Genomic DNA, 26439 nt, shown 5'->3' on the forward strand with positions numbered 1-26439 from the left:
CGCTATGGTGGGCGGCCGCCGTCGGTGGACTGACTTATAGGTCAGGGATACTGACATACTTTAGGCGTAAGGCAAGCGCCGCAGACGGACGGCAATCGCCGCGCCCATCGCTTCGGGGAATTCCGCATGACCGCCTCGCACACCCGCGTCCTCTACGATCTCTCCGGCACCGGCGACCGCCGCTTCTCGCCCTATTGCTGGCGGGTGAAGCTGGCGCTCGCCCACAAGGGCCTCGCTTTCGAGACGCATGCCGTGCCGTTCACCGGCATCCCGGACGTGCTCGGCGGTCGCTTCAAGACCGTGCCGATCCTCGATGACGGCGGCACCATCATCGCCGACAGCCTCGCCATCACCGACTATCTGGAGGACACCTACCACGGACGGCCGAGCCTCTATGGCGGGCCGGGCGGACGGGCGGCGGCGCGCTTTGTCGACCGCTGGGCGGTGACGCAGCTTCATGCGCCGCTGGTGCGCATCGTCGTCCGCGACATCCACGACCGCCTCGAGCCGGCCGACCAGGCCTATTTCCGCCGGTCGCGCGAAGCGCGGTTCTCGAAGTCGCTGGAGGAGATCGAGGACAAGTCGCAGGCCCGCGTCGACGCCGTGCGCGCGGCGCTGGAGCCGCTCAGGGCGACGATGGCCCTGCAGCCGTTCCTCGGCGGGGAGGGGCCGCTGATGTCCGACTACTGCGTCTTCGGCACCCTGCAGTGGGCGCGCATCACCAGCCCGGTCGCGATCCTCGCCGAAGACGACCCGGTGCACGCCTGGTTCGAGCGCTGCCTCGACCTCTATGACGGGCTCGGGCGTCGGGCCGTCACCGCCTGATCCCGCGACAGGACCGCTGCACGTCGCGGCGCCAACACGTCGCGGCGCAACGCGGCGGTGCGGCGTATCGATCAGGGCGAAACACCGCCGCGCTGGCCGCCTTGTCGCTCCCGCGGCCGGCGGCTATACGTCCGCGCGCAATTCCCACCGCATTCGCGGCCAGAAACGACCGGAGCCCGTACGAAAATGGCGATCGAACGCACCTTCTCGATGATCAAGCCGGACGCCACCCGGCGCAACCTCACCGGCAAGATCGTCGACCGTCTGGAGTCGGCCGGCCTGCGCGTCGTCGCCCAGAAGCGCATCCGCATCACCCGCGCCCAGGCCGAGGCGTTCTACGGCGTCCACCGCGAGCGGCCGTTCTTCGGCGAGCTCGTCGAGACGATGACCGCCGGCCCGGTGGTCGTGCAGGTGCTGGAAGGCGAGAATGCCATCCTGAAGAACCGCGAAGTGATGGGCGCCACCGACCCGTCGAAGGCCGAGCCCGGCACCATCCGCAAGGACTTCGCCGTGTCGATCGGCGAGAACTCCGCCCACGGCTCCGACGGCCCGGACACCGCCAAGCAGGAGATCGCCTTCTTCTTCTCCGAGAGCGAGATCACCGGCTGAGCCTGGCCGAAGGTTGAGACGGACAAGGCCGGCCGGTTGGCCGGCCTTTTTCGTTTCCGGGAGGTGCACCGCCTGTGGCTTTCCGGACACGCGGGGTCGCTGAGCGCCGATCGGGGATCACGCGGCCGTCAACCTCGCCACCGCGCGCTTGCCGCGCCTTGGATGAGGTCTAAAGTCGATCCGCCAGCCGTGGCGCCGCGCTCCTCCCGCCGCACCGGCCCGCATGAGGATCCGGCATGAACGCCGAAGCTGTCATCGTCCGCGCTTCCGCCTGTCCGCACGACTGCCCGTCGACGTGCGCGCTCGAGGTCGAGGTGCGCGGCGATGGCCGCATCGGCCGCGTCCGTGGCGCGCCCGACAACGACTACACCGCCGGCGTGATCTGCGCGAAGGTCGCCCGCTACGCCGAGCGCGCCAACCATCCTGACCGCCTCATGCACCCGCTCGGCCGCGTCGGCCCCAAGGGCTCCGGCCGCTTCGAGCCGATCTCATGGGAAGCCGCGCTCGACCGGATCGCCGAAGCGTTCGTGGACGCCGAGGCGCGCTTCGGGGCGCAGTCGGTGTGGCCCTATTTCTACGCCGGCACGATGGGGCTCGCGCAACGCGACGGGCTCAACCGGCTGACGCACACCAAACGCTACTCGCGCACCTTCGGGACGATCTGCGTGAACCCGGCCTGGACGGGCTACATCGCCGGCACTGGTCTGCTCGCCGGACCAGATCCGCGCGAGATGGCGGTGGCCGACCTCGTCGTCATCTGGGGCACCAATGCGGTCGCCACCCAGGTCAACGTGATGACCCACGCGGTGAAGGCGCGGAAGACGCGGGGCGCCAAGATCGTCGTCGTCGACGTCTACCGCAACGCCACCGTCGACCAGGCGGACCTCGCGCTGATCCTGAAGCCAGGCACCGACGCCGCGCTCGCCTGCGCGGTCATGCACGTGCTCTTCCGCGACGGCTATGCCGACCGGGATTATCTCGCAAAATACGCCGATTGCCCGGCGGAGCTCGAGCAGCATCTGAAGTCGCGCACGCCGGAATGGGCGGCAGCGATCACCGGGCTCTCGGTCGTCGAGATCGAGGCCTTCGCGCGGATGATCGGCACGACGCCGCGCAGCTTCCTGCGCCTCGGCTACGGCTTCACGCGCTCGCGCAACGGCGTCGTCTCGATGCACGCGGCAGCCTCGATCGCCACCGTCGCCGGCCTCTGGCAGCACGAGGGCGGCGGCGCCTTCCACAACAACGGCGCGATCTACCGGCTCGACAAGACGATGATCGAGGGGCTCGACGTCGTCGACCCGGCGACGCGCCAGCTCGACCAGTCGCGCCTCGGACCGGTGCTCGTCGGCGAGGCCGACGCCCTGATCGGCGGTCCGCCGGTGAAGGCGATGATCGTGCAGAACACCAACCCGGCCGCTGTCTGCCCGGAGCAGCGCAAGGTGGCGGCGGGGTTCGCGCGCGACGACCTGTTCCTCGCCGTGCACGAGCAGTTCATGACGGAGACGGCGCGGATGGCCGACGTCGTGCTGCCGGCGACGATGTTCACCGAGCACGACGACATCTACAAGGGCGGCGGCCACCAGTACCTGCTCTACGGGCCGAAACTGGTACAGCCGCCAGGCCAGTGCCGGGAGAACCACTTCGTCCAGGTCGAGCTCGCCCGCCGCCTCGGCGCCAAGCACCCGGGCTTCGCCATGAGCCCGCGCGAGCACGTCGACTGGATGCTGCAGGCCTCCGGCTACGGCACCGTCGACGAGCTCGAGGCTCGCCGCTGGCGCGACATGCAGCCCGACTTCCGGACCGCGCACTATCTCGACGGCTTCGCCTATCCCGACGGCAAGTTCCGCTTCCGGCCGGACTGGCCCGCGGTGCCGTTCGCCAACGCCGGGGCGATGGGGCCGTGGGCGAACGCCCCGTCGCTTCCGGACTACTGGCCGGTGATCGAGGAGGCGAGCGAGGCCGAGCCGTTCCGCCTCGTCACGGCGCCGTCGCGCTCGTTCCTCAACACCACCTTCAACGAGACGCCGTCGTCGCTCGCCCGCGAGAAGCGGCCGACGCTCTTGATGCACCCGGACGATGCCGCGGCGCTCGGTCTCGGGGAGGGGGCAATCGCCCGCATCGGCAACGCGCGGGGGGAGGTGCGGCTGCACGTCGCGCTGTTCGACGGGCTGAAGCGTGGCGTGGTGATCTCGGAAGGGCTCTGGCCGAACGATGCCTTCCTCGACGGTGAGGGCATCAACGTGCTCACCGGCGCGGACCCGGTGGCACCGTTCGGCGGCGCGGCCTTCCACGACAATCGGATTTGGATCGGGATCGGGTGACGCGCCGTGCCGCAGGGCCGGGCGTCCGTGCAGGTGAATGATGATGCGGATGGTTTCGTGGGTGGCGGCGGTGGTCGTCGCGTCGGGTATGGTGGGGCCCCTGGCGGCTCAGGATGCGATCGTGGTCGACGTCGACGGCCTGAAGCGGCAGCTGACGGACGCGTGCGTGGTGGAGATCTGGCGGCGGCCCGAGATGACGGAAGCGCGCGACACCGCGGTCCGGCGCTGCCAGTGCGTCACCAACAAGGTGTTCAAGGACCTGAAGCCGGAAGAAGTGGCGACGGTGTCCTATACGCGGCCGCTGGTCGGCCCGGCGCGCAATGCGGTGCTGGCGGCGCTGCCGACCTGCGGCGCCTGACCGGCGGTCACGCCGGCGGCCAGACGAACGCCGCCGGCGGTTCGCCGCCGCCGGTGTGCACCACGCGCTCACCGTCAACGACGGCACGGCCACTGGCGACGGCGGCCAGCGCCTGCGGGTAGATGCGGTGCTCGGCGGCGAGCACGCGTGCCGCCAGCGTTTCCGCGGTATCGCCGTCGATCACCGGCACCGCCGCCTGCACGATGATCGGCCCCATGTCCATCTCGGCGCGGACGAAGTGGACGGTGCAGCCGTGCAGCGTCACGTCGGCCTCGAGCGCCCGGGCGTGGGTGTGCAGGCCCTTGAAGGAGGGCAGCAGCGACGGGTGGATATTGATCATCCGGTCGCGCCATTTCTCCACGAAACCCGGCGTCAGCAGCCGCATGAAGCCGGCGAGGCAGACGATGTCGGTCTCCGCCGCCACCAGCGCCGCGTCGACGGCGGCGTCGAAGGTCTCGCGATCCGAATATGATCTGTGATCAATGATCACGGTCTCGACGCCGGCGGCCGCGGCCTTGGCAAGCGCGCCGGCATCCGGCCGGTTGCAGATCACCCGCACGATCTCCGCCGGAAACGCCGGGTCGGCGGCGGCGGCGATCAGCGCCGCCATGTTGCTGCCGCCGCCGGAGACCAGCACGGCGACCCGCTTGCGGGCGGGCGTGCTCACAGCGACAGGCGACCGTCGAAGACGACGGCACGGTCGCCGCGCGGCACGATGGTGCCGAGCCGCATCACCGTCTCGCCGGCGGCCTCTAGCGTCGTGAACACCGCGTCGGCGGCGGCTGGTGCGCAGACCACGACCATGCCGACGCCGCAGTTGAAGGTGCGCACCATCTCTGCTTCGGCGATGCGGCCGTCACGGGCGAGCCAGCCGAACACCGGCGGTGGCGCGATGACGTCGAGGTCGATGCGGGCGGCGAGCGCCGCCGGCAGCACGCGGGGGATGTTGTCGACGAGGCCGCCGCCGGTGATGTGGGCGAGCGCCTTGATGCCGTCGGTGGCGGCGAAGGCTTTGAGCAGCGATTTCACATAGATGCGGGTCGGCGCCAGCAGGGCGCGGCCGAGCGTCGTCTCCGCCTGGAACGGGCAGGGGTCGCCGTAGCCGAGTCGGTCGGCCTCGACGATACGGCGCACCAGTGAGTAGCCGTTCGAGTGCACGCCGGAGGAGGCGAGGCCGAGCACCACGTCGCCGCTCGCGACGTCGGCGCGCGGCAGCAGCCGGTCGCGCTCGACGGCGCCCACCGCGAAGCCGGCGAGGTCGTAGTCGCCGTCGCCGTAGTGGCCCGGCATTTCCGCCGTCTCGCCGCCGACCAGCGCCGCACCGGCCTGCCGGCAGCCTTCGACGATTCCGGCGACGACGGCGGTCGCAACCTCCACGTCGAGCCGGCCGGTGGCGTAATAGTCGAGGAACATCAGGGGCTCGGCACCCTGCACGACGAGGTCGTTGACGCACATCGCCACGAGGTCGATGCCGACCGTGTCATGGACGCCGGCCTCCAGCGCCACCCGCAGCTTGGTGCCGACGCCGTCGGTGGCGGCCACCAGCAGCGGGTCGCGGTAGCCGGTCGCCTTGAGGTCGAAGACGCCGCCGAAGCCGCCTATCGCCGCATCGGCGCCGGGGCGCGCAGTGCGGCGGACGAGCGGCGCGATCGCCCGCACCAGGGCGTCGCCGCGGTCGATGTCGACGCCGGCGGCGGCGTAGGTGAAGGGCTCGGAAGAGGCCGGATCGCTCATTGGGGCTCCGCTCAGGCTGGCCGCACGGGGCAGGGAGGCGCATTCCGTCGGCCGACGGCGGATGCTATGGCGCATTGCGCGTCCCCGTGGCAAGGCGGCGTCTCGCAAGGCGCATCGGCTGCTTGGCGGACGACACACGGATCGCCATCTGTGGCGTCCGGTGCTCGTGGGGAGACGTCGTTGAGGTCCTGGTTCACTCTCGTGCCGAACATGATCACACTGGCGCGGCTGTTCGCCGTACCGGTGGTCGTCTGGGCGATCGCCACGGGCGAATCCGGCATCGCCTTCGCGCTGTTCGTCGCTGCCGGCATCTCCGACGCGATCGACGGTTACCTGGCGAAGCGCTTCCGCCTGGAGACCGAACTCGGCGCCTACCTCGACCCGATCGCCGACAAGGCGTTGCTCGTCTCCATCTACGTCGCGCTCGCGATCGCAGGCGAACTTCCGGTGTGGGTGACGACGCTGGTGGTCGCTCGCGACCTCCTCATCGTCGGCGCCGTGATGCTCGCGGTTGTACTCGGACGGCCGGTTCGCGTCCGACCCATCGCCGTCAGCAAGGCGAACACGCTGGTGCAGATCGTGCTTGCGGCCGTCGTCCTGGCAGCGAACGCCTTCGGCTGGGAGCTCTACTGGCCGACGCTCATCCTGACGCTCGCGGTGGCCGCCTTGACCGTCACGTCCGCGGGCGCCTATCTCGTCGAATGGATGGCGCACATGACGGCCGGCCCGCCCCAGGCCCCGAAATCCGGCCCCGGAGACGAGCACCCGTGAGTGTCGGCCGACAGATCGGCTTCTGGGTCGCCGCGCTCGTCGGCTTCCTCGTCTTTCTCTACGTCTTCAGCGGCATCCTGCTGCCGTTCGTGGCGGGCATGATCCTCGCCTACCTGCTCGATCCGGTCGCCGACCGTATCGAGCGGCTCGGCATCAACCGGCTGATCGCCGTCCTCATCATCCTTGCGGCGTTCGTCGTCCTGTTCGTGCTGGTGCTGATCCTGGTGCTGCCGATCGTCGGCCACCAGCTCGCCGCGCTTCTGCGGAGCCTGCCGGGCTACGTCACCTCGCTGCAGGACTTCGTCTCCCGACACATCGACAGCGCTGGCCAGCTGCCGACGATGCTCGGCATGCAGCCGACGGATCTGAAGTCGTCGCTCGGCGGGCTGTTGACCCAGGGCGCCCAGTGGCTCGCGACGATGCTGACGTCGATCTGGAGCGGCGGACAGGCGCTGCTGTCGGTGCTGGCCCTGCTCGTCGTCACGCCGGTGGTGGCCTTCTACATGCTGCTCGACTGGGACCGCATGGTGCTCGAGATCGACGGCTGGGTACCGCGGCGCAGCCTCGACACGGTCCGCCAGCTCGCCCGCGAGATGGACGAGGGCGTCTCCGGCTTCATCCGGGGCCAGGTGTCGGTCTGCCTGATCCTCGGGGCCTACTACGCCATCGGCCTCACCATCGTCGGCCTCGATTTCGGCCTGCTGATCGGCATCTTCATCGGCATGATCAGCTTCATCCCCTATGTCGGCGCGACGATCGGCATGGTGCTGTCGATGGGCCTGGCGGTCGCGCAGTTCTGGCCCGAGTGGCCGATGATCGCCGCCGTCGCGGCCGTGTTCGCCTTCGGACAGTTCGTCGAGGGCAACGTGCTGCAGCCGAAGCTGATCGGCGAACACGTCGGACTGCATCCGGTGTGGCTGATGTTCGCGCTGTTCGCGTTCGGCTCGCTGTTCGGCTTCGTCGGCATGCTGATCGCGGTGCCGGCCGCAGCCGCGGTGGGCGTGCTCGCCCGCTTCGCCATCGGGCGCTACCTCACCAGTCCGTTCTACACGGGCGGCCCGCGGTCGGATCCGGGATAGCCACCGTGGCGGCGCCGGAAGGCCAGATCCCGCTTTCGCTCGCGACGCCCGCCTCGCGAACGCGGGACGACTTCATCGTCGGCACGGCCAATGCCGCCGCCGCCGCGCTCGTCGACCGATGGCCGGACTGGCCCGCGCAGACCGCGCTTCTCGTCGGGCCGCCCGGTTCCGGCAAGAGCCACCTCGCCACGGTGTGGGCCGGCCGCGCCGGAGCCTCCGTCATGGACCTCGCCACGCTCGCCGGCACCGACCCGCTGGCCATCGTCGAGGCCGGCAACGTCGTCATCGAGGACATCGATCGCAGCCGCGCGGGCGATACCGCGCTGCTGCACCTCCTGAACGCGGCCCGCCAGCGCGGCCGGTCCGTGCTGATGACGGCCCGCAGCGGCCTGCACGACTGGGCGACGCCGGTCGCCGATCTCGCCTCGCGACTGCGGGCGGCCACGCCGGTGACGATCGCCGAGCCCGACGACGCCCTGCTCGCGCAGGTGCTCGTCAAGCTCTTCGCCGATCGCCAGATCACCGTCGAGCGGCCCGTCGTCGAGTTCGTGCTCCGACGCATGGAGCGGTCGCTGGCGGCGGCCAATGCCTTCGTCGCGGCCTTCGACGAGGCCGCGCTCGCCGGCAAGCGCGCGCCGTCCCGCGCACTTGCCGCGGAGGTGCTTGAGCGGCTGGAGGCGGGGGGCCGGCGCAGCGAGGGCGGATGAGAGCCGTCGAACAATTCCGTCACACTTTCCGTGTATCCGATCGGCGCGGTGGCAGGAGGGCAGAATGGATCAGGAAGTGGCGGGCGCGTTCGTGTCGGGGGGAACGGACGATGCGGAGCCTGACCTGAGGGATCTGCCCACGCGCTTCGTCAACCGGGAGCTGTCCTGGCTTCAGTTCAATCGCAGGGTGCTGGAGGAGGCGGCCAATCCGCACCACCCGCTGCTCGAGCGGCTTCGCTTCCTGTCGATCTCGGCCAACAATCTCGACGAATTCTTCATGGTGCGGGTCGCCGGCCTGCGCGGCCAGCAGCGCATCGGCATCGAGACGCGCTCGGACGACGGGCTGACTCCGAGCGAGCAGCTCGCCCAGATCGCCGCGGGCGTCGGCCGCCTGCAGGAGGCGCAGCAGGAGCAGTGGCGGTCGCTGCGGGCCCTCCTCGCCGAAACCAACATCTGGCTGGTCGAAGGCCCTGATCTCACCGACGTCGAGCGTGTCTGGCTCGAGCGCTTCTATCTGAGCCACATCTTCCCGGTGCTGACGCCGCTCGCGATCGACCCGGCCCACCCGTTCCCGTTCATCCCCAACCTCGGCTTCACCCTGGTCGTCGAACTCGCGGCGCCGGAGGGCGGCCGGATGGTGGCGCTGATCCGCGTGCCGGCGCAGGTCGATCGCTACATCCGCCTGCCGGATCGCCCGGGCGATCCTGCGGGGAGCGCGCGTTTCGTCTCCCTAGAGGCGACGATCGGGCAGTTCATCGCACGGCTGTTCCCGAGCTACCGGGTGCTCGGGGAGGGGGCCTTCCGGGTCATCCGCGACTCGGACCTCGAAATCGAGGAGGAGGCGGAAGACCTCGTCCGGCTGTTCGAGACGGCACTGAAGCGCCGCCGGCGCGGGTCGGTGATCCGGCTCGAGATCGAGCACACCACACCGGAACCGCTCCGCCGGTTCGTCGCCAATGCCCTCGGTGTGCTCGACGACGAGATCTTCCTCGTCGATGGCTCGCTCGCGCTGAAGGACCTCGCCCAGCTCGTCGGCCTCGATCGGCCCGAGCTGAAGTTCGTGCCCTATACGCCGCGCTTCCCCGAGCGCATCCGCGAGCACAACGGCGACTGCTTCGAGGCGATCCGGGAGAAGGACCTCGTCGTCCACCACCCGTACGAGTCCTTCGACGTCGTCGTGCAGTTCCTCGCCCAGGCGGCGCACGATCCCGACGTCGTCGCCATCAAGCAGACGCTCTACCGCACCTCGAAGGACTCGCCGATCGTCAAGGCGCTCGCCGAGGCGGCGGAGGCGGGAAAGTCGGTGACGGCGCTCGTCGAGCTGAAGGCGCGCTTCGACGAGGAGGCCAACATCCGCTGGGCGCGCGATCTCGAGCGCGCCGGCGCGCAGGTCGTGTTCGGCTTCATCGAGCTGAAGACGCACGCCAAGCTGTCGATGGTGGTGCGGCGCGAGGGCGGCAACCTCGTCACCTATTGCCATCTCGGCACCGGCAACTACCACCCGATCACCGCGCGCATCTACACCGACCTGTCGTTCTTCACCTGCGACGACGTCATCGCCCAGGATGTCGCGCGCATCTTCAACTACATCACCGGATACGCGCGGCCGACCGAGGAGACCAAGCTCGCGGTCTCACCGATGTCGCTGCGCAAGCGCATCCTCGATCACATCGACGCCGAGATCGCCCACGCGCAGGCCGGCCGGCCGGCGCAGATCTGGCTGAAGATGAACTCGCTCGTCGACCCGCAGATCATCGACGCCCTGTACGACGCGAGCGAGGCCGGCGTGCAGATCGACATCGTCATCCGCGGCATCTGCTGCCTGCGGCCAGGGGTGGCGGGGCTGTCGGAGAACATCCGGGTCAAGTCGATCGTCGGCCGCTTCCTCGAGCACAGCCGCATCTTTTGCTTCGGCAATGGCCACGGCCTGCCGTCGCCGCACGCCCACGTCTACATCGGCTCCGCCGACATGATGCAGCGCAACCTCGACCGGCGCGTCGAGGCGCTGGTGCCGATCGAGAACCCGACGGTGCACGCGCAGATCCTCGACCAGATCATGGTCGCGAACCTCACCGACAACGAACAGAGCTGGCAGCTCTTGCCCGACGGCGGCCATCGGCGTATCCACCCGGCTCCCGGCGAAGAGCCGTTCAACGCGCAGCAGTACTTCATGAACAACCCGTCGCTTTCCGGTCGTGGCAAGTCGCTCCTCACCGATTCACCCAAGCCGTTTGCGAAGCGGCGTGGCAGCTGAAGCGCCTGAGCGGCGTCCGATCGCCGAGCCGGCGCCCGGACGTCTTCCCGGCAACGGCCCGATCGCGGTCGTCGACATCGGTTCGAACTCGGTCCGCCTGGTCGTCTACGAGCGGCTCGCCCGCTCGCCCACGGTGGTATTCAACGAGAAGGTGCTCGCCGGCCTCGGGCGCGGGATCGCCAAGACCGGCCGCCTGATCGACCAGGCGACCGACCAGGCGCTGGTGGCGCTGCAGCGCTTCCGGCAGATCTCCGACCAGCTGGGCGTGCGGTCCTTCGACGTGCTGGCGACGGCCGCCTCCCGCGATGCCGAGAACGGGCCGGCGTTCATCGCCGAGGTCGAACGCATCTGCCGGTCGCCGGTGACCGTCCTGTCGGGGGCGAGCGAGGCGCGCTACGCGGCTCTCGGCGTCGCCTCCGGCATCCACGATCCGAACGGCATCGCCGGTGATCTCGGCGGCGGCAGCCTCGAGATCGTCGACGTGCGGGGAAGCGAGATGGGGGGCGGCCAGACGTTCCCCCTCGGTGGCCTGCGGCTGCAGGAGGCGTCGGATGCATCGCTGCGCAAGGCCGAGAAGATCGCGGCCGATCTGCTCGCCACCGATCCGTTGCTCGCGGCCGGCGAGGGCAGGGACTTCTACGCCATCGGCGGAACCTGGCGCTCGCTCGCGCGGCTGCACATGTTCCAGACCGGCTACCCGCTGCACGTCATGCACCAGTATACGATCCAGGCGGGCGAGGCGCTCGAGTTCTGCCGCACCGTGGCGCGCGGCAACATCGACACTCTGGATTCGATCGAGGTCGTGTCCCGCCAGCGCCGGGCGCTGCTGCCCTACGGGGCGCTTGTGCTGGCGCAGATCATCCGGACGGCGAAGCCGCGCTCCGTCGTGCTGTCGGCCCTCGGCCTGCGCGAAGGCCTGCTCTACGAGCGGCTTTCGGAGGCGGAGCGGGCGGCAGACCCGTTGATCTCGGCCTGCGAGGAGCTCTCCTTCCTGCGATCGCGGTCGCCGCGGATGGTGGCGGAGCTGCCGGCGTTCACCGCGCGCATCTTCGAGCTGATGGGCATCGACGAGACGGCCGACGAACGCCGGCTGCGCGTCGGGGCGTGCCTGCTCTCCGACATCGGCTGGCGGGCCCACCCGGACTACCGGGGCGAACAGAGCGTCGCGATCATCTCCAACGCCTCGTTCATCGGCGTCGACCACCATGGCCGCGCCTATCTGGCGCTGGCCGTCTACTACCGTCACTTCGGCCTCGTCGACGACGCATTGTCGCCAAGGCTGCGGGAACTCGCCACGACGCGGATCAAGGACCGCGCCCGTTGCCTCGGGGCGGCGCTACGGCTCGCCTACGTCCTCGCCGCCTCGGCGCCCGGGGTGCTGCCGCGCATCGGCATCGACAGCGCTGGCGACAAGCTCGTGCTGCGCATTCCGAAGGACCTCGCCCCCCTCGACGGGGAAGTGGTGCGCAAGCGACTGGAACAGCTCGCCCGCCTGGGCGGCATGGTCGGTTCACCGGTCATCGAGAGCTAGTCTATCGCCGCACTGGTATACTTGCGTCTTCCAGCGACGCCCGGTGGTTGTGCGAATCCGTTTCACGTCATTGTGACGAAACGTGTCGGAGGTTAGCTTCCGTCGGGGCGCACCGGATTCGGGGCGGCCGAACGGGACACTAACCGGAGCCAATGCATGCCCAAGAAAGCAACTCTGGCCATCCTGGCCGGCGTCTTTGTCTGTGTCGGCGCATTCTCGGCACACGCGGACATCGAGGCAAATCGCGCCAACGGCAAGTTCACCTGCCCGGGCAAGGCCGTCAAGCAGGACTGGATGCTGATCGCTTCGAACGGCGTGCCGTTCTACTGCAAGCTCTCCGTCGACAAGGACAACAGCCTGAAGGGCGACTGCTTCGATGCCATCGATCCGGACACCCGGATCAAGGCGACCGGCGACATGACCGTCAACAGCAAGTGCGCCGTGAGCGGCACCCTCACCCTCAAGGCCGGGGGCGACGTGGTGAAGGCGGACATCACCGCCAACATGACGAAGAGCCAGACGACCATCATCGGGATCACCGTCGGCTCCAAGGGGTCGGACAAGGGAAGGTTCGGGACCTTCACGGCCGTCCGCATGGAGCAGTGAGCGCGGCCAAGTCCGCGTCGCAACGCCCTTTCGACACTCTCCCGAGGAATTTCGTCATGAACGCTCGCAACCTCCTGATGGCCATCGGCGCGACTGCTCTGCTCGCTGCTGCCCCGGCCACCGCGCAAGATATCGAGGCCCAGAAGGGCTACACGTGCAAGAGCAAGTACCTCGACGCCAACTGGCTGATCATCATCGGCGGTAGCGACAAGCCGAGCTACTGCGAGGCATCCGTCGACAAGAGCGGGAAGATCGGAACCTCCGCCTGCTTTGAAAAGAAGACGGACAAGATCGTTGGCGATCTTTCCGGGAAGCTCTCGATCACCAGCAAGTGCGCGATCAGCGGTGATGTTACCATCAACCCGACGAGCGGCAAGGGGGCGAAGACAACTGCCGAGCTCTACATGGACGCGGCCGCGACGAGCTTCGTCGGTGTGCTGACGGCCAAGGATGACAGTTTCGTCGTCGTCCAGGCGATCCGCATGAAGTGACGCCGGTCGTCCGCCATGTCCGGCTCAATCAGCCGCAGCGGCCGTCTTTCGTCGTCGAACTCTCAGCCCTTTGCGGGCAGACTTCCAGGAGCAGGCAACATGCGCTCTCTCGTCATCCTCGCCGCGTCGGCCGTCGTCGCCTTCGCCGCGCCGGCGTTCGCCCAGCAGGCCAACGTCATCGAGCCGAACCAGCAGAAGTACAAGTGCACGTCGAAGGACGCCGTCGGCGGCTGGTCGATGGTCTTCTTCGAGAAGGTCGCCACCCAGTGCACCTTCACCGTCGACAATGATCGCAAGATCACCGAGTCGAGCTGCATCGAGAAGAAGACCGACAAGGAAATCGGTACGCTCGAGGGCAAGATCGTCGTCGACAAGAAGTGCACCGTGACGGCAAACCTGACGATCAAGTCGAAGAAGACGTCGACCAACAGCAAGCTCAACGCCTACATGACGTTCGATCAGACGGCGTTCACGGGGCTGCTGATCGACAAGAAGTCGGACCAGTTCGTCGCCGTCGCCGCCGTGCGGGCGAAGTAGGGGCGACGTCTCCGGCACACGCCGCGGCCGCCCCTGTGGGCGCCGCGGCAGACTGTCTTCAATCAGGCGCTCTCGACCGGTGGTGATTCCGCACCCGCTTCCAAGGCGGTTCCGGCGCGCGCCTCACCCTCCGGCTTCCGGCGGCGGCGCTTGCGACGTTTCGACGGGGCGGGCTGGGCGACGGGTGCCAGCGCCTGACCATCGTCCCCGGTGCGTTCCAGAAGGACGATTCGCCCGCCATTCATCGCCAAGGCGGACCGGCCGTTCTTGAGGTCGAGGGCGGGCTCTCCGAACAGTTCGCGCCGCCAGCCCGACAAAGCCGGCACGCCCGCGTCGTCTGATGAGGCGATGCGGTCGAGATCGTCAGACGTGGCGATGATTTTCGCTGCGACGCCATGACGTTCGGCAACGAGCTTCAACAGGACCTTCAGAAGCTCGGACGCCGCGCCGCCATTGCCGGTCGGCCGGTCGTTGTCGATCGGGGGCAGTTCGGGCAGGGCGCCGTCGAGGGCGCGATTGACGAGTGTCACCAGTTCGGCGCCCGAGCGCGAGCGCTCGAAGCCCTTGGGGACGGTCCGCAGCCCGGCAAGCTGTTCGGCGGTGCGCGGGCGACGGGTAGCGACTTCGCTGACGGCGTCGTCCTTCAGCACACGGCTGCGCGGCACGTCGCGGGTCTGCGCCTCGCGCTCGCGCCAGCCCGCCACCGCCTGAAGAACGGCGAACTCCTCGCGGGACTTCGGCCGCGCCTTGAAGCGTGTCCACGCGCTCTCCGGCTCGACCCGGTAGGTGCTGGTCGACGTCAGGATCGCCATCTCCTCGGCGACCCAGTCGATGCGGCCGCTCTTCTCGAGGGAGGCGCGCAGATGACGGTAGACGTCGCGAAGGTGTGTGACGTCGGCGAGCGCGTAGTCGAGCTGGAGGTCGGACAGCGGGCGCCGCGACCAGTCGGTGAAGCGGTGGGTCTTGTCGATGCGGCCGCCGGTGGTGCGGGCGACGAGCTGGTCGTAGGCGATCGAATCGCCGAAGCCGCACACCATCGCCGCGATCTGGGTGTCGAAGATCGGCGCCGGGACAAAGCCGCCGCGGTGGTAGACGATCTCGATGTCCTGCCGCCCGGCATGAAAGACCTTGAGGACGTCCGGCGCCCGCATCAGATCGAGAAAGGGCTCAAGATCGAGCTCCGGTGCCATGGCATCGACGATCACGGCATCATCCGGACTGGCGAGCTGTACCAGGCACAGCTTCGGCCAGAAGGTCGTCTCCCGCATGAATTCGGTGTCGACGGCGACGAACTCTGCCGCTGCAAGACGAGCGCAGACGTCGGCCAGCGCTTCGGATGTCGTAATGGTTTCTATCATCGCCTCTGTTCATAGCCGACAGAATGGAGGCTGTCGCCTGTGCAGCGGCGGCCTCCGCGCGGCACGCGGTCGCCGCTGCCGGGCGATCCGGCGAACGCGCTCCGCGCGCACAGGAACGCGCGGTCCCGGCGCATTCTGCGTGGCGCTTCAACATAGTGCTGGTTAGCCTCGGGACCGGACGAGCGTGCCGCGATTCCCCGGCCACGCCTTTGTGTGAAGTGGGTGGGGGACGCCATGCGGATGCACCGCTCGATCGGGCTCGTCGGCCTGACGTTCGTCGCCGTCAGCGGCATCATCGGATCCGGGTGGATGTTCGCGCCGTTGCTGGCCGTCCAGCACGCCGGACCCGCCGCAATGGTCGCCTGGGTGGTCGGCGGCATCGCGATGTTCTTCATCGCCATCACCTTCGCCGAAATCTCCGCGATGTTGCCGGTTCCGGGCGGCATCGCCCGCGTCCCACAGTTCAGCCACGGCAATGTCGTCGCTCTCACGATGGGGTGGACGGCCTGGGTCGGCTACAACACGGCGGCGCCGATCGAGGTCGAGGCGATGCTGCGCTACCTCGATCCGCAGTCCGGATGGCTCTTCACCGCTCCCGGCTCCGGCACACTGTCGTGGGGTGGCATCGCGCTGTCCGGTGGCCTGCTGGTCCTGTTCACCATCATCAATGCCGTCGGCGTGAAGTTCTTCACCTACGCGAACACGACGGTGACGTGGCTGAAGATCGGCATCCCGATCGTGATCGTCGTGACGCTGATCGCCTCGCGCTTCGAGACCTCGAACTTCACGGCGGGTGGCTCGTTCGCGCCGTTCGGCCTGCAGGGCGTGCTGGCGGCGATCTCGAGTGGCGGCGTGATCTTCTCCTACATCGGCTTCCGGCATGCGGTGGACATGGCCGGCGAGGCACGCAATCCGGGCTTCACGGTGCCGATGGCGCTGATGCTGTCGATCCTCATCTGCTTCGGTGTCTATGGCGGCATCCAGCTCGCCTTCATCGGGGCCCTGGAGCCCGGCGCGGTCGCGGCCGGCTGGTCTCATCTCGCCCTGTCGGGCGATACCGGCCCGGTCGGCGCGGTCGCCTCGGCGCTGGGCATCCTCTGGCTGGTCAGCCTTCTCAATGCCGGGGCGGTGATCGGGCCGTTCGGCGGTGCCCTCGTCGCCGTCGGCTCGAACGCCCGCATCGCCTATGCGCTGGCGGAGGACGGTCTGTTTCCGCGCATCATCGGGACGCTGTCCCGGCAGGGGGTGCCGCTCGCCGGCATGATCCTCAACCTTTTCGCCTCGACCCTCGTCTTCGTCGCCCTGCCGTTCGACGAAGTCGTCCAGCTCAACAGCTCTGCCATCGTGCTGTCCTTCGTCGTCGGGCCGATCGCCGTCGTCGCCCTGCGCGCGCTGATGCCGGAGCGCCGGCGGCCGTTCCGCCTGCCGGCGGTCCACCTCGTCGCGGCGACGGCCTTCGTGATCTCGACGCTCGTCGTCTACTGGAGCGGCTGGGACACCATCGTGCGCCTCGGCCTTTGCCTCGGGGTCGGTGCGATCGTGCTCGGGATCGTCGCACTGCGACCCAACCGGCCGCCGCTCGACCTGGCGGAGGCCGCCTGGCTGATCCCCTACCTCCTCGGAATCGGCGTGATCTCCTATCTCGGAGCCTTCGGCGGCACCGGCGCCATTGCGTTCGGCTGGGACATTCTCGTCATTGCCGTCTTCGCGGTCGCCATCTTCGCCGTCGCCGTGCGCTGCCGTCTCTCGCCGGAGAAGGCGGATGCCTATCTCACGGAGGAGCACCGGCTGGAGCTCGACAACCTCGATCGCCCGGCGGTGTGATTCGTCTCGTAGCAGTCGTCAGGGGAGCGAGGCCGCGAGCATCTCCAGCGCCGTGGCGACCGTCGCCAGGCGGATCTCCGAGCGGGTTCGCGGGCCGAGCCGGATCTCCCGGTGGATCGTTGGCCCGTCGCGAACGGCGACGGCGAGGTGGACGAGCCCCACCGGCTTGGCCGCCGTCCCGCCGCCCGGTCCGGCGACCCCGGTGACGGCGACGGCACGGTCGGCCGCTGAGTGCGCCAGCGCCCCTTCGGCCATCAGGCGGGCGACCGCCTCGCTCACCGCACCATCGCGGGCGATGACGGCCGGATCGACGCCCAGGCACTCGCTCTTTGCGCTGTTGGAGTAGGTGACGAAGCCGCGGTCGACGACGTCCGACGAGCCCGGAATCTCGGTGAGCACCGCCGCGATCAGCCCGCCGGTGCAGGATTCGGCGGTCGCCACCATGACGCCGGCGCGTCGGCAGCGCTCGAGCAAAGCCTCAGCGGTGTCGAGGAGCGGCGCAAGATCAGTCACCGCCCGTCTCCCGGCGCAAACGGCAGGCGGACCGTCGCCGTGGCCATCGCGGCGATGCCCTCGCGCCGGCCGGTGAAGCCCAGCCGCTCGCTCGTCGTCGCCTTCACGGCGATCCGCCCCACGGGAAGGTCGGTGATCGCGGCAATGCGGGCGCGCATGGCGTCGCGGTGCGGTCCGATCTTCGGAGCCTCGCAGATGAACGTCAGGTCGAGATGAGCGATGCGGCCGCCGAGCGAGCGGACCTGCTCGACTGCCGCGACGAGGAACCGGGCCGAATCGGCGCCCCGCCATTGCGGATCGCTCGGCGGGAAGTGCGAGCCGATGTCGCCGTCGGCGATCGCGCCGAGGATCGCATCGGTGAGCGCATGCAGGCCGACGTCGGCGTCGGAGTGGCCATCAAGGCCACGGCTGTGGGGGAGGGCGATGCCGCCGAGCGTGACGTGGTCGCCATCGCCAAAGGCGTGCACGTCGAAGCCCTGGCCGACGCGGACGTCCGGCAGGTCGGCGAGCGCTGCGCTGGTGAGCCGGGCGTCGGCGGCGGCGAGATCAGCGGCGGTGGTGAGCTTGACGTTGCCCGGATCGCCTTCCACCAGCGTCACCTCGAGGCCCGCCCATTCGGCGACCGCCGCGTCGTCGGTGAGGTCGTGGCGGTCCGCTTCCGCGGCCTTCACGTGTGCGGACAGCAAGGCCGCGTAGTGGAAGCCCTGCGGGGTCTGTGCCGTCCACAGACCATCGCGCGGGATCGTCTCGCTGATGCGGCGCCCGTCGCCGGCCCGCTTGACGGTATCGGTGACGGGTAGGGCGGCGATTGCACCGGGAAAGGCGGCGAGGGCACGCAGCACCCGGTCGACCACCGCAGCGCCGACGAACGGGCGCACCGCATCGTGCACGAGAACGAGGTCGGGGGGACTGCCTGCAAGCGCCATCAGGCCGTTGCGCACGGAATGCTGCCGCGTCGGACCGCCAGGGACGGGGGCTTGGAGCTTGGGGTGGGGCGCCACGGCGCCCGCGAAGGCCTCGCCATCGTCGGCGTGGATGACCGGCTGGATGACGGTGATCGCCGGATGGGCGGCGAGGCGGGCGACCGTCTCGGCGATGACCGCCCGGCCGCCCACCGTGCGGTATTGCTTCGGGGCATCGCCGGGCCCTGCGGAGGCGCGCGTGCCGCGCCCGCCGGCGACGAGGACGACGGCGGCACTGACAGGCGGCGCACCGTCCGGCCCCGTTGGATGATTTTCCGCCTGTTCAACCGTCATGGCCAACTCGCTCCCACGCCCTCGACGGTGTAGGGCGAGCGGCCCGCATTGGACAAGCGGCCACCACCTTGATGCCGCAGTGGACAGGCGTGTCGCAAGCGTTGAACATTATCTGTGCATCATGTAGGGATGCTCAGTTGCTGAGCAGTGCCGCATGTCCAGAGAGCCGACCGACCCTCACCCCGCCCCATCCTTCCGCATCGGAACCCGCGAAATCGCGGGGCGGTGCCTGCTCGCTCCGATGGCAGGGATCACCGATCTTCCGGTCCGGCGGCTGGCCTCGCGTCTCGGTGCGCCGCTGGTGGTCAGCGAGATGATCGCGGGGGAGGCACTCGCCAACGGCGAGATCGAGGCGCGATTGAAGGCGAAGCGTGGCGATGTCTCGCCCCATGCGGTGCAGATCGCCGGATGCACCGCCGACGCCATGGCGACAGCGGCCCGGATCGCCGAGGCGACGGGCGCGGACATCATCGACATCAACATGGGCTGCCCGGCCAAGCGCGTCGTCAACGGCTGGGCGGGCTCGGCGCTGATGCGCGAGCCGGATCATGCCCTGTCGCTGATCGAGGCGGTGGTGGCTGCCGTGAAGGTGCCGGTGACGGTGAAGATGCGGCTCGGCTGGGACGATGACAGCCGCAACGCCCCGGATCTCGCGCGGCGGGCGGAAGCGGCGGGCGTCGCCATGGTGACGGTGCACGGCCGCACCCGCTGCCAGTTCTACAAGGGGGCGGCCGACTGGGACGCGATCGCCGCGGTGAAGGCTGTGGTTTCCATTCCCGTCGTCGCCAATGGGGATCTCACCGACGTGGCCGATGCGCCCGCGATGCTGGCGCGCTCCGGCGCGGACGCTGTGATGGTCGGGCGTGGTGCGCAGGGCCGGCCGTGGCTGCCGGGCGACGTCGCGCACTTCCTCGCCACCGGCGAACGACGGCCCGAGCCCACTGCGCCGGAGCGGCGCGACATGCTGCTCGCCCAGTACGAGGAGATGCTGTCGCTCTATGGCCGCGCGCTCGGCATTCGCGTCGCCCGCAAGCACATCGGGTGGAGCTTCGACGCCTGGCCGCGCAGCGGTGCGCCGGCGCTCCGCAAGACCGCGCTGACGTCTGAGGATCCAGCGATGGTGATGAGGCTGATCGCCGCCTGGTTCGACGACGCGGCCGAGACACGGGTGGCCGCCTGATGCACGGACGTTCCGGAAAGCCGCCCGACCGCTCACCGGTGCCGGCCCGCCCCGACCTCTCGAGCGAACTCCTCAACGCGCTGCCGCACCCGGTGGTCTGCGTCGACGGCAGCAACCTCATCGTCGCGGCGAACGACGCGGCCGAGGCCTTCTTCCAGGCGAGCACCTCGGTGTTGCGCCGCCACGCCGTCTCCGACTTTGTGCCGTTCGGCAGCCCGCTGCTCGCCCTCGTGGCGCAGGTGCGCGAGCGCGCCGCGCCGGTGTCGGAGTACCGCGTCGACATCGGCTCGCCCCGCCTCGGCCCTGACCGCATCGTCGACGTCTACGCCTCGCCGCTCGGCGAGCAGCCAGGCTCCGTCGTGATCGTGCTGCAGGAGCGCACGATGGCGGAGAAGATCGGACGCCAGCTCACCTCGCGCGGCGCTGCGCGGACCGTCAGCGGCCTGGCGGCGATGCTCGCACACGAGATCCGCAACCCCCTCTCGGGCATTCGTGGCGCGGCCCAGCTTCTCGAGCAATCGGCCAACGAGGATGATCGGGCGCTGACGCGGCTGATCACCGAGGAGACCGATCGCATCGTCAAGCTCGTCGACCGCATGGAGGTGTTCTCCGACGAGCGGCCGATCGAGCGGGAACCGGTCAACATCCACGCCGTCCTCGATCACGTGAAGCGCCTCGCCCAGTCGGGCTTCGCGCGCCACATCCGCATCGTCGAGGAATACGACCCGTCGCTGCCGCCGGTCAGCGCCAACCGCGACCAACTGGTCCAGGTGTTCCTCAACCTCTTGAAAAACGCGGCCGAGGCGATCGGCAACGACCCCGACGGCGAGATCGTGCTGTCGACGGCGTTCCGCCCGGGCATCCGGCTGTCGATCCCGGGCTCGAAGCAGCGCGTCAGCCTGCCGCTGGAGTTCTGCGTCCGCGACAATGGCGCCGGCGTGTCGGAGGACCTTCTGCCGCACCTGTTCGACCCGTTCGTGACCACCAAGGTCAACGGCACGGGTCTCGGGCTCGCGCTGGTGGCCAAGATCGTCGGCGACCACGGCGGCATCATCGAGTGCGAATCGCAGCCGCGCCGAACCGTATTCCGTATCCTGATGCCGGCTCACGCCGGCGGTGCAACGAGGACCCCTCCGGGGTGACGTGGTTTCGATGAACGGCAAGATTCTCGTCGCCGACGACGACGCGGCCATCCGCACGGTCCTCAATCAGGCGCTGTCACGGGCGGGCTACGAAGTCCGCCTGACCTCGAACGCCGCCACCCTCTGGCGCTGGGTCGCGCAGGGGGAGGGCGATCTCGTCATCACCGACGTGGTGATGCCCGACGAGAGCGCCTTCGACCTCCTGCCGCGCATCAAGAAGCTCAGGCCGGAGCTGCCGGTCGTGGTGATGAGCGCCCAGAACACCTTCATGACGGCGATCCGCGCCTCCGAGCGTGGCGCCTATGAATATCTGCCGAAGCCCTTCGACCTGAAGGAACTCATCACCATCGTCGGCCGGGCGCTCTCCGAGCCGAAGGCGCGCCGCCCGACGCTGCCGGAGGAGGAGCCGACCGAGCACATGCCGCTGGTCGGCCGCTCGCCGGCGATGCAGGACATCTACCGCATCCTCGCCCGCCTGATGCAGACGGACCTGACGGTGATGATCTCCGGCGAGTCCGGCACCGGCAAGGAACTCGTCGCCCGGGCGCTCCACGACTACGGCAAGCGCCGGAACGGCCCGTTCGTCGCCGTCAACATGGCGGCGATCCCGCGCGATCTCATCGAATCGGAGCTGTTCGGCCACGAGAAGGGCGCCTTCACCGGCGCCTCCAGCCGCAATGCCGGCCGCTTCGAGCAGGCCGAAGGCGGCACGCTCTTCCTCGACGAGATTGGCGACATGCCGATGGAGGCGCAGACGCGGCTGCTCCGCGTGCTGCAGCAGGGGGAATACACGACCGTCGGCGGGCGCACGCCGATCAAGACGAACGTGCGCATCGTCGCCGCCTCCAACAAGGACCTCAGGCTGCTGATCAACCAGGGCCTGTTCCGCGAGGACCTGTTCTTCCGGCTGAACGTCGTGCCGATCCGTCTGCCGCCATTGCGCGAGCGCGCGGAGGACGTTCCCGACCTCGTCCGCCACTTCTTCACCCTCGCAGAGCGCGAAGGGCTGCCCTCCAAGCAGGTCGAGCCGGCGGCCCTCGACCGGCTGAAGCGCTACCGCTGGCCGGGCAACATCCGCGAGCTCGAGAACCTCGTGCGACGGCTCGCAGCGCTCTATCCGCAGGACGTCATCAGCGTCGGGCTGATCGAGGCGGAGCTCGACCAGCCGGCCCTGACGCCGGGGCTCGAGGGCGGCGACCGCGACGAGACGCTGTCGGGCGCGGTGGAGCGGCATCTCTCCGTCTATTTCGGCGAGTTCGGCGAGCGCCTGCCGCCGCCCGGCCTCTACCACCGCATCCTCAAGGACATCGAGTATCCGCTGCTGTCGGCGGCGCTGGCGGCGACGCGCGGCAACCAGATCAAGGCGGCGGAGCTCCTCGGCGTGAACCGCAACACGCTGCGCAAGAAGATCCGCGATCTCGACATCCAGGTGATGCGCTCGAGCCGCTGAGGCGACGCGCGCTACACGGGACGCGGCAGTGGGCAGGGTTGATGCACGCGCCGTTTTCCGCTAGCGACGCCCCGCGTGCGCACGCCTTGCGCCCCATCCAAGGATTCCGCCGTTGTCATCACGCTCTCTCGCCGACGAGCTGGTCGCGCTCGCCCTGTCCGCCGGGCGGGAGATCATGGCGATCTACGACGGCGACCAGGGTGTAGTGAGCAAGGCGGACGGTTCGCCGGTGACGGCAGCGGACACGGCGGCCGAGGCGGTGATCCTCGCGGGCCTGCGCCGGTTCGCTCCGGACGTTCCCGTCGTCGCCGAAGAAGAGGTTGCGGCTGGCCGCGTGCCGGAGATCGGGCGGCGCTTCTTCCTCGTCGATCCGCTCGACGGCACCAAGGAGTTCATCAGCCGCAACGGCGAGTTCACGGTCAATATCGCGCTGATCGAGGACGGGGCGCCGGTGACGGGCGTCGTCTATGCGCCGGCGCTCGGTGACATCTGCATCGGCACCGTCGGCGAGGGCGCCCGCTCGGCGCAGGTCGGCAGCGATGGCACGTGCGACTGGAGCGACATCCGGGTCCGCGCGGTATCGCCGGCCGGCCTCGATGTCGTCGCCAGCCGATCCCACCTTTCTCCCGAGACGAAGGCGTTCATCGACCGCTTCGTCGTCCGCGACATGGTTTCGGCCGGTTCGTCGCTGAAGTTCTGCCGCGTCGCGACGGGCGCCGCCGACCTCTATCCGCGCCTCGCCCGGACGATGGAGTGGGACACCGCCGCCGGCGATGCCGTGCTCAGGGCGGCCGGCGGACGCGTCACCACCGTCGACGGCGAGTTGCTGCGCTACGGCAAGCGCAACCAGGCGACCGATACCGACTTCGCCAATCCGTGGTTCGTGGCGGCGGGCGGGTTCGATCCGTTCGCGGAGACCGCCCGCCCGTCCTGATGCGGCCGCAATCTCTCCGCATTTCCTCCCGCGACCTCGAGAGCCCCCAGCGCAAGGCGATTCCGCAGTGTCCGTCGACCGATATTCCCATCTGAAGCGTCTCGAAGACGAGAGCATCCACATCATCCGCGAAGTCGCGGCTGAGTTCCGCAACCCGGTCATGCTCTATTCGATCGGGAAGGACTCGTCGGTGATGCTGCATCTCGCGATGAAGGCGTTCTATCCGTCGAAGCCGCCGTTCCCGCTGCTCCACGTCGACACCACCTGGAAGTTCCGGGAGATGATCCGCTTCCGCGACGACACCGCGAAGCGCCTGGGTCTGCAGCTCCTGACCCACACCAACCAGGACGGCCTGCGGCAGAACATCAATCCGTTCGACCAGGGCTCGTCCTACTATACGCATGTGATGAAGACCGAGGCGCTGAAGCAGGCGCTGACGTCCTACGGGTTCGATGCCGCCTTCGGCGGCGCCCGCCGCGACGAGGAGAAGAGCCGCGCCAAGGAGCGCGTCTTCTCGTTCCGCACCTCGGCGCACGGCTGGGACCCCAAGAACCAGCGCCCGGAACTCTGGCACCTCTATAACGGCCGCATCGCCAAGGGCGAATCGATCCGCGTCTTCCCGCTGTCGAACTGGACCGAGCTCGACATCTGGCAGTACATCCTCGCCGATGACATTCCGATCGTGCCGCTCTACTACGCCGCCATGCGGCCGGTGGTGGAGCGCGACGGCATGCTCATCATGGTCGACGATGACCGCATCCCGATGCGCGAGGGGGAAACGCCGGTCGAGAAGATGGTGCGCTTCCGCACCCTCGGCTGCTATCCGCTGACCGCCGCGATCGAATCGCCGGCGACGACGCTGCCCGAGATCGTCCGCGAGATGCTGATCGCCCGCACATCCGAGCGGTCCGGCCGGCTCATCGACCACGACGAGTCCGGGTCGATGGAGAAGAAGAAGCGCGAGGGGTATTTCTGATGGCTCACGCTGCGAGCAAGCTCGACCCCGCCGCCTTCACCGACTACCTGGCCGCCCAGGAGCGCAAGGGCCTCCTGCGGTTCCTGACCTGCGGCAGCGTCGACGACGGCAAGTCGACCCTGATCGGCCGCCTGCTCTACGACAGCAAGCTGATCTTCGAGGACCAGCTGCTGACGCTCGAGCGCGACAGCCGCAAGCACGGCACGACGGGCGAGGACTTCGACTTTGCCCTCCTCGTCGACGGCCTCGAGGCCGAGCGCGAGCAGGGCATCACTATCGACGTCGCCTACCGCTTCTTCACCACCGAGAAGCGCAAGTTCATCGTCGCCGACACCCCCGGCCACGAGCAGTACACTCGCAACATGGCGACCGGCGCCTCGACGGCCGACCTCGCGGTGCTTCTCGTCGACGCGCGCTTCGGTGTCGTCACGCAGACGCGCCGGCATGCCTTCATCGCGTCCCTGCTCGGCATCCGCCACGTCGTGCTGGCGGTGAACAAGATCGACCTCGTCGACTTCGATCAGGCCCGCTACGACGCCATCCGCAAGGACTTCGAGACGTTCGCGGCCTCCTTCGGCTTCGACACCCAGGTGGCGATACCGATCTCTGCGCGCTTCGGCGACAACGTCACGACGCGCAGCGACCGCACGCCCTGGTACACCGGCCCGATCCTGATCGAGCACCTGGAAACGGTCGAGGTCGGCGACGACCTGAAGAGCCGGCCGTTCCGGATGTCGGTGCAGTGGGTGAACCGCCCGAACCTCGACTTCCGCGGCTTCTCCGGCACGATCGCCAGCGGCAGCGTGCGGCCGGGGGACAGCGTCGTCGCCGCCACGTCGGGTCGCCGCTCGACGGTGAAGCGCATCGTCACCATGGACGGTGACCTGACCGAGGCGCACGCCGGCGAGGCGGTGACGCTGACGCTTGCCGACGAGATCGACCTGTCGCGCGGCGACGTCATTGCCGCCGCTGACGCGCGGCCGGAGGTGACGGACCAGTTCGCGGCCCACGTCGTCTGGATGAGCGACGCGCCGCTGTTCCCCGGCCGTCCCTATCTCATCAAGGTCGGCACGAAGACGGTCACCGGGTCGGTGACGGAGATCAAGCACAAGGTCGACGTCAACACCTTCGAGCACCTGGCGGCAAAGGAGCTGCACCTCAACGAGGTCGGCTTCTGCAACCTGTCGCTCTCGGCGCCGATCGCCTTCGATCCCTACGAGGCGAACCGCGAGACGGGCTCGTTCATCGTCATCGACCGGCTGACGAACGCGACCGTCGCCGCCGGCATGATCTGGTTCGGCCTGCGCCGCGCCACCAACATCCACCTGCAGGCGATCGACACCGGCAAGATCGCGCGCGCCGCCCTCAAGGGTCAGCACCCGGCGATCCTGTGGTTCACAGGCCTGTCCGGCTCCGGCAAGTCGACGATCGCCAACCTCGTCGAGAAGCGGCTGCATTCGATGGGCCGGCACACCTACGTGCTGGACGGCGACAACGTCCGCCATGGCCTCAATCGCGACCTCGGCTTCACGGACGCGGACCGGGTCGAGAACATCCGGCGCGTGGCAGAGACGGCGAAGCTCTTCGTCGATGCCGGCCTGATCGTGCTCGTCTCGTTCATCTCGCCCTTCCGGGCCGAGCGGCGTATGGCGCGCGATCTGGTGGAGGACGGCGAGTTCGTCGAGGTCTACGTCGACACGCCGATCGAGATCTGCCGGCAGCGCGACCCGAAGGGTCTCTACGCCAAGGCCGAAGCCGGCCAGATCAAGAACTTCACCGGCATCGACAGCCCCTACGAGGCGCCCGAGCAGGCGGAGATCCACCTGATGACCTCGCAGGCGACGGCCGAGATGGCCGCCGAGCGCGTCGTCGACTATCTGCGCGAGCACCGGCTGATCGACTGAGCCATCACCCCTTGCTCTCCGGGCCGGACCGCCGCTGCGCGGCCCGGCCCGGAGACTTTGGGTTGGCACCTTGGCTGCC

24 protein-coding genes are annotated in these 26439 nt (G+C 69.0%); 19 read left to right on the forward strand and 5 right to left on the reverse strand.

The window, feature by feature from the left end; translation table 11 throughout:
- The first annotated feature begins 126 nt into the window (after positions 1 to 126).
- The 4 genes from RUR49_RS10380 (at position 127) to RUR49_RS10395 (ending at position 4113) form a co-directional block, all read left to right on the forward strand.
- Positions 127 to 825: a glutathione S-transferase family protein gene (locus RUR49_RS10380; protein ID WP_409146281.1), complete on the forward strand. Its 699-nt coding sequence runs from the start codon at positions 127 to 129 to the stop codon at positions 823 to 825.
- Between the two features lie 186 nt (positions 826 to 1011).
- Entirely contained in the window at positions 1012 to 1434 is a 423-nt protein-coding gene (gene ndk, locus RUR49_RS10385) for a nucleoside-diphosphate kinase (RefSeq protein ID WP_409146282.1), read from the forward strand.
- 236 nt (positions 1435 to 1670) lie between these two features.
- Complete coding sequence (locus tag RUR49_RS10390; RefSeq protein ID WP_409146283.1) at positions 1671 to 3755, forward strand: molybdopterin oxidoreductase family protein; 2085 nt, start codon at positions 1671 to 1673, stop codon at positions 3753 to 3755.
- A gap of 43 nt (positions 3756 to 3798) precedes the next feature.
- Positions 3799 to 4113, forward strand: a complete 315-nt coding sequence (locus RUR49_RS10395) for a hypothetical protein (RefSeq protein ID WP_409146284.1) — start codon at positions 3799 to 3801, stop codon at positions 4111 to 4113.
- 7 nt (positions 4114 to 4120) lie between these two features.
- On the opposite strand, the gene purN is transcribed toward RUR49_RS10395, so the two are convergent.
- Positions 4121 to 4780: a phosphoribosylglycinamide formyltransferase gene (gene purN / locus RUR49_RS10400; protein ID WP_409146285.1), complete on the reverse strand. Its 660-nt coding sequence runs from the start codon at positions 4778 to 4780 to the stop codon at positions 4121 to 4123.
- Positions 4777 to 5847 (reverse strand): phosphoribosylformylglycinamidine cyclo-ligase, encoded by a 1071-nt coding sequence (gene purM / locus RUR49_RS10405; RefSeq protein ID WP_409146286.1) that lies wholly within the window; start codon positions 5845 to 5847, stop codon positions 4777 to 4779. Before purM ends, purN begins: the two co-directional genes overlap by 4 nt.
- A 180-nt stretch (positions 5848 to 6027) precedes the next feature.
- Between purM and RUR49_RS10410 the strand changes: the two genes are divergently transcribed.
- From RUR49_RS10410 to RUR49_RS10445, 8 genes are all read left to right on the forward strand, one after another.
- Entirely contained in the window at positions 6028 to 6618 is a 591-nt protein-coding gene (locus tag RUR49_RS10410) for a CDP-alcohol phosphatidyltransferase family protein (RefSeq protein WP_409146287.1), read from the forward strand.
- Positions 6615 to 7697 (forward strand): AI-2E family transporter, encoded by a 1083-nt coding sequence (locus RUR49_RS10415; RefSeq protein WP_409146288.1) that lies wholly within the window; start codon positions 6615 to 6617, stop codon positions 7695 to 7697. The genes RUR49_RS10410 and RUR49_RS10415 overlap by 4 nt, the downstream gene beginning before the upstream one ends.
- A 5-nt stretch (positions 7698 to 7702) precedes the next feature.
- Positions 7703 to 8404 carry a hypothetical protein gene (locus RUR49_RS10420; RefSeq protein ID WP_409146289.1) on the forward strand — a complete coding sequence of 234 codons (702 nt, stop codon included), beginning with the start codon at positions 7703 to 7705 and terminating at the stop codon, positions 8402 to 8404.
- 64 nt (positions 8405 to 8468) lie between these two features.
- Positions 8469 to 10658 (forward strand): RNA degradosome polyphosphate kinase, encoded by a 2190-nt coding sequence (locus tag RUR49_RS10425; RefSeq protein WP_409146290.1) that lies wholly within the window; start codon positions 8469 to 8471, stop codon positions 10656 to 10658.
- A complete protein-coding gene (locus tag RUR49_RS10430) occupies positions 10648 to 12189 on the forward strand; it encodes a Ppx/GppA family phosphatase (RefSeq protein WP_409146291.1) in 1542 nt (513 codons plus the stop codon). The genes RUR49_RS10425 and RUR49_RS10430 overlap by 11 nt, the downstream gene beginning before the upstream one ends.
- Before the next feature lie 156 nt (positions 12190 to 12345).
- Complete coding sequence (locus tag RUR49_RS10435) at positions 12346 to 12795, forward strand: hypothetical protein (protein WP_409146292.1); 450 nt, start codon at positions 12346 to 12348, stop codon at positions 12793 to 12795.
- Positions 12796 to 12851: 56 nt separating this feature from the next.
- On the forward strand, positions 12852 to 13286 hold the full coding sequence (locus RUR49_RS10440; protein ID WP_409146293.1) for a hypothetical protein: 435 nt from the start codon (positions 12852 to 12854) through the stop codon (positions 13284 to 13286).
- 99 nt (positions 13287 to 13385) lie between these two features.
- On the forward strand, positions 13386 to 13823 hold the full coding sequence (locus RUR49_RS10445) for a hypothetical protein (protein ID WP_409146294.1): 438 nt from the start codon (positions 13386 to 13388) through the stop codon (positions 13821 to 13823).
- Between the two features lie 62 nt (positions 13824 to 13885).
- Here RUR49_RS10445 and rnd read toward each other — a convergent pair whose 3' ends face one another.
- Entirely contained in the window at positions 13886 to 15178 is a 1293-nt protein-coding gene (gene rnd, locus RUR49_RS10450; protein WP_409146379.1) for a ribonuclease D, read from the reverse strand.
- Between the two features lie 237 nt (positions 15179 to 15415).
- On the opposite strand from rnd, the gene RUR49_RS10455 reads away from it, so the two are divergent.
- The gene (locus RUR49_RS10455; protein ID WP_409146295.1) at positions 15416 to 17005 is read left to right on the forward strand and encodes an APC family permease; all 1590 of its coding nucleotides are present in this window, start codon (positions 15416 to 15418) and stop codon (positions 17003 to 17005) included.
- 18 nt (positions 17006 to 17023) lie between these two features.
- Here RUR49_RS10455 and RUR49_RS10460 read toward each other — a convergent pair whose 3' ends face one another.
- Both RUR49_RS10460 and RUR49_RS10465 read right to left on the reverse strand, forming a co-directional pair.
- Positions 17024 to 17518 (reverse strand): CinA family protein, encoded by a 495-nt coding sequence (locus RUR49_RS10460; RefSeq protein WP_409146296.1) that lies wholly within the window; start codon positions 17516 to 17518, stop codon positions 17024 to 17026.
- Positions 17515 to 18774, reverse strand: a complete 1260-nt coding sequence (locus RUR49_RS10465) for a bifunctional 2-C-methyl-D-erythritol 4-phosphate cytidylyltransferase/2-C-methyl-D-erythritol 2,4-cyclodiphosphate synthase (protein WP_409146297.1) — start codon at positions 18772 to 18774, stop codon at positions 17515 to 17517. The genes RUR49_RS10460 and RUR49_RS10465 overlap by 4 nt, the downstream gene beginning before the upstream one ends.
- Positions 18775 to 18928: 154 nt before the next feature.
- On the opposite strand from RUR49_RS10465, the gene dusB reads away from it, so the two are divergent.
- From dusB to cysN, 6 genes are all read left to right on the forward strand, one after another.
- Positions 18929 to 19954: a tRNA dihydrouridine synthase DusB gene (gene dusB / locus RUR49_RS10470; protein ID WP_409146298.1), complete on the forward strand. Its 1026-nt coding sequence runs from the start codon at positions 18929 to 18931 to the stop codon at positions 19952 to 19954.
- A complete protein-coding gene (locus tag RUR49_RS10475) occupies positions 19954 to 21096 on the forward strand; it encodes a two-component system sensor histidine kinase NtrB (protein ID WP_409146299.1) in 1143 nt (380 codons plus the stop codon). The genes dusB and RUR49_RS10475 overlap by 1 nt, the downstream gene beginning before the upstream one ends.
- A 10-nt stretch (positions 21097 to 21106) precedes the next feature.
- Positions 21107 to 22546, forward strand: coding sequence for a nitrogen regulation protein NR(I) (gene ntrC, locus RUR49_RS10480; RefSeq protein ID WP_409146300.1), 1440 nt, complete (start codon positions 21107 to 21109; stop codon positions 22544 to 22546).
- Between the two features lie 112 nt (positions 22547 to 22658).
- A complete protein-coding gene (gene cysQ, locus RUR49_RS10485; RefSeq protein ID WP_409146301.1) occupies positions 22659 to 23480 on the forward strand; it encodes a 3'(2'),5'-bisphosphate nucleotidase CysQ in 822 nt (273 codons plus the stop codon).
- 67 nt (positions 23481 to 23547) lie between these two features.
- Positions 23548 to 24456, forward strand: a complete 909-nt coding sequence (gene cysD / locus RUR49_RS10490; RefSeq protein ID WP_409146302.1) for a sulfate adenylyltransferase subunit CysD — start codon at positions 23548 to 23550, stop codon at positions 24454 to 24456.
- Positions 24456 to 26360, forward strand: coding sequence for a sulfate adenylyltransferase subunit CysN (gene cysN, locus RUR49_RS10495; RefSeq protein ID WP_409146303.1), 1905 nt, complete (start codon positions 24456 to 24458; stop codon positions 26358 to 26360). Before cysD ends, cysN begins: the two co-directional genes overlap by 1 nt.
- The last annotated feature ends 79 nt before the right edge of the window (positions 26361 to 26439 follow it).

Origin of the sequence: Pseudoxanthobacter sp. M-2, from assembly GCF_046156265.1 — a bacterium.
Classification (GTDB): domain Bacteria; phylum Pseudomonadota; class Alphaproteobacteria; order Rhizobiales; family Segnochrobactraceae; genus CAMDHY01.